The organism is Microcystis sp. M49636_WE2 (assembly GCF_030065375.1).
GTDB lineage: Bacteria > Cyanobacteriota > Cyanobacteriia > Cyanobacteriales > Microcystaceae > Microcystis > Microcystis aeruginosa_C.
On sequence record NZ_JASJFG010001000.1, the window covers coordinates 1 to 3181 of the forward strand.

Below are 3181 nucleotides of genomic sequence, written 5' to 3' on the forward strand. Positions count from 1 at the left end.
AACCCTTATCCTGACTTGATTTCAGTTTTTTCTTTGTCAGTAAGGGTGTCAACAAGGAATATTACAAATTGTTAACCGAGTCTTGAAAGCCTTGTGCTACAAAGGTTTGAAATGTTAAGAAAGATGTGACTAAAGGACAGCTTGATAAGGGGGGTGTCTGACAACTTTTAACACCTACCTACTTATTATATTCTACTTCATGTTTATTTTAAGCTTTCATACTAGAAAAGAGCGATAAATAGAGGATTATTATAGCTATTCAAGCTTATTTTCCCCTTCTTTTAGCAGAGGTATCGAGTTTTCTGCCGTCAAAATGTCAGGAATATCACTTAAACTGGCAGTTTGATAAACCTGTTCATTTCTAGCAAATAAATTGCCCATATCTTGAGAATAATTAGAAGCGATCGATAATAAAGCTCCGGCAAAAATATAGAGAGGTAAAGGCAAAATAAACCCCTTGGCCCATTGATAAAACTCCACCAACAAAAATAACAAAACACAACCCACAACCCAGACTTTCATCGCACTTTTTCCCTATTTTTACGAGAAAAGGTGAGCAAAAAGCCCACCTTTTATTTAACTAATTCCAGTAAGAATTTATTCAATCACGGGAGCGATTAACTCACGTCTTTCACCGGAAATTACTTTCACCTTACCTTCCTCATCGATATCGACCATGGCCGTATCCCCATCAGAAACCCGTCCGGAGAGAATTTCTTCAGCCAGAACATCTTCCAACAGACGCATAATCGCACGACGTAAGGGACGAGCGCCGTAGGCCGGATTATAACCTTCCTCGATCAAGCGTTCTTTAAACTTATCAGTAACAGACAAAGTAATATTTTGTTCTGTCAGACGTTTAAACACATCCTTGAGCAGGATTTCGGCGATTTCCTTGACTTCTTCCTTATTGAGTTGACGGAAGACAATAATCTCATCGAGACGGTTGAGGAATTCAGGGCGGAAATATTGTTTTAATTCCTCATTAACCAGCGATCGAATGCGATTATACTGGGCCTCGGCTTGATTATCGGCAAACTCGAAACCTAAACCACCGCCACCCTTCTCGATGACTTTAGAACCGATGTTCGAGGTCATAATCAACAGGGTATTTTTAAAGTCCACCGTGCGACCTTTGGCATCGGTCAAACGTCCATCTTCAAGGATTTGCAGAAGCATATTGAAGACATCGGGGTGAGCTTTTTCGATTTCGTCGAATAGCACCACCGTATAAGGACGACGACGCACCGCTTCCGTTAATTGTCCCCCTTCGTTGTAACCAACATAACCCGGAGGTGAACCGATTAACTTAGAAACCGTGTGCCGTTCCATGTATTCCGACATATCGAGACGGATCATCGCATCTTCCGAACCGAAGAAATAAGCGGCCAGAGCTTTAGTTAACTCGGTTTTACCCACCCCCGTTGGACCGGAGAAGATAAAGGAAGCAATGGGACGGTTGGGATTTTTCAGACCGACGCGAGCGCGACGAATGGCACGAGACACCGCTTTAACCGCGTCCTCTTGACCGATGAGACGCTGATGCAGGGTATCTTCCATGTGCAGCAGTTTCTCGGATTCGGTTTCGGTCAGTTTGTTGACGGGAACCCCAGTCCAAGAAGCGACGATGTGAGCGATTTCCTCGGCATCCACAAAGGGTTCATCGTTGCCATCTTCGCCTTTTTTGGTAGAAGCGAGATTCCGGATCTGGGTTTTGATTTCCATTTCCCGATCGCGCAATTCCCCAGCTTTCTCGAAGTCTTGACCGCGCACCGCGTCATCTTTTTGTTTGAGAATTTGCCGCAGTTCCTTGTCTAATTCCTTGGCTGCCGGTGGCAATTGGGAATTAATCAAGCGCACTCTCGAACCAGCTTCATCGATTAAATCGATCGCTTTGTCCGGTAAGAAGCGATCGCTAATGTAGCGATCGGACAATTTCGCCGCCGCTTCTAGCGCTTCGTCTAAGATTTTTAGTTTATGGTGCTGTTCGTAGCGTTCCCGGAGACCGTAGAGAATTTCGATCGTTTCTTCTACGGAGGGTTCACCGACCATAACCGGTTGAAAACGTCTTTCTAGAGCCGCATCCCGTTCGATATGTTTGCGATACTCATCCAAGGTCGTCGCCCCGATACATTGTAGTTCTCCCCGGGCCAAAGCCGGTTTGAGAATATTGGCCGCATCGATCGCCCCTTCGGCTGCCCCAGCACCGATGAGAGTATGAACTTCATCGATAACAAGGACGACGTTACCCGCTTGGCGAATTTCGTCCATGATTTTTTTGAGGCGTTCCTCAAATTCGCCGCGATATTTGGTTCCCGCCACTAACAAGCCGATATCGAGGGTGACAACCCGTTTTTCTTCGAGAATGTCGGGAATATCCTTGTTAGCGATGCGTTGGGCCAATCCTTCTGCGATCGCTGTTTTACCTACCCCCGGTTCCCCGATTAGGACTGGGTTATTTTTGGTACGACGACCGAGAATTTGGATAACGCGCTCGATTTCCTTTTGTCGGCCGACCACGGGATCGAGTTTACCCTCGCTGGCCATTTGGGTGAGATTGGAACCGAATTCATCAAGAGTGGGGGTTTTAGTGCGACCTTGGGAAGATGAACCGGCGGCCACTTCGGCGGTTTCCCCTAACATTCTGATCACCTGGGTGCGAACTTTCGAGAGATCCACGCCGAGATTTTCCAGAACCCTAGCGGCCACACCTTCCCCTTCGCGAATTAGTCCTAAAAGGAGATGTTCTGTGCCAATATAGTTATGGCCCAGTTGACGGGCTTCTTCGAGGGAGAGTTCTAAAACTCGTTTGGCTCTGGGGGTGAAGGGAATTTCCACGGCTACGAATCCGGAACCGCGACCGATGATTTTCTCCACCTCCACGCGCGCATCTTTGAGATTGACACCCATGGACTTGAGGACTTTGGCGGCAACTCCCGTTCCCTCTCCAATTAGTCCTAGTAAAATCTGCTCTGTTCCCACGAAGTTATGGCCAAGGCGGCGGGCTTCTTCTTGGGCGAGCATGATTACTTTAATGGCTTTTTCCGTAAATCTTTCAAACATAGCCTATCCATCACCTACACAAGCGACCCTAGATATGCTGATTTTAGCACGGCTTTTTAGTTTAGCCCTCTTTCAGTGATCAGTTATTGGGGAGCGGCCTGGAAACCTGCCGATAAGT

Annotated in this window: 2 protein-coding genes; both read right to left on the reverse strand. The window is 46.8% G+C overall.

Annotated elements, in window-relative coordinates:
• Positions 1-255: 255 nt before the first annotated feature.
• The gene (locus tag PX484_RS22945; RefSeq protein ID WP_287765845.1) at positions 256-522 is read right to left on the reverse strand and encodes a hypothetical protein; all 267 of its coding nucleotides are present in this window, start codon (positions 520-522) and stop codon (positions 256-258) included.
• 75 nt (positions 523-597) lie between these two features.
• Entirely contained in the window at positions 598-3063 is a 2466-nt protein-coding gene (locus PX484_RS22950; RefSeq protein WP_002732350.1) for an ATP-dependent Clp protease ATP-binding subunit, read from the reverse strand.
• Positions 3064-3181 lie beyond the last annotated feature (118 nt).

Coding starts and splice junctions, on each gene's coding strand:
- PX484_RS22950 (WP_002732350.1), bottom strand. CDS start 3,063: ATGTTTGAAAGATTTACGGAAAAAGCCATTAAAGTAATCATGCTCGCC.
- PX484_RS22945 (WP_287765845.1), bottom strand. CDS start 522: ATGAAAGTCTGGGTTGTGGGTTGTGTTTTGTTATTTTTGTTGGTGGAG.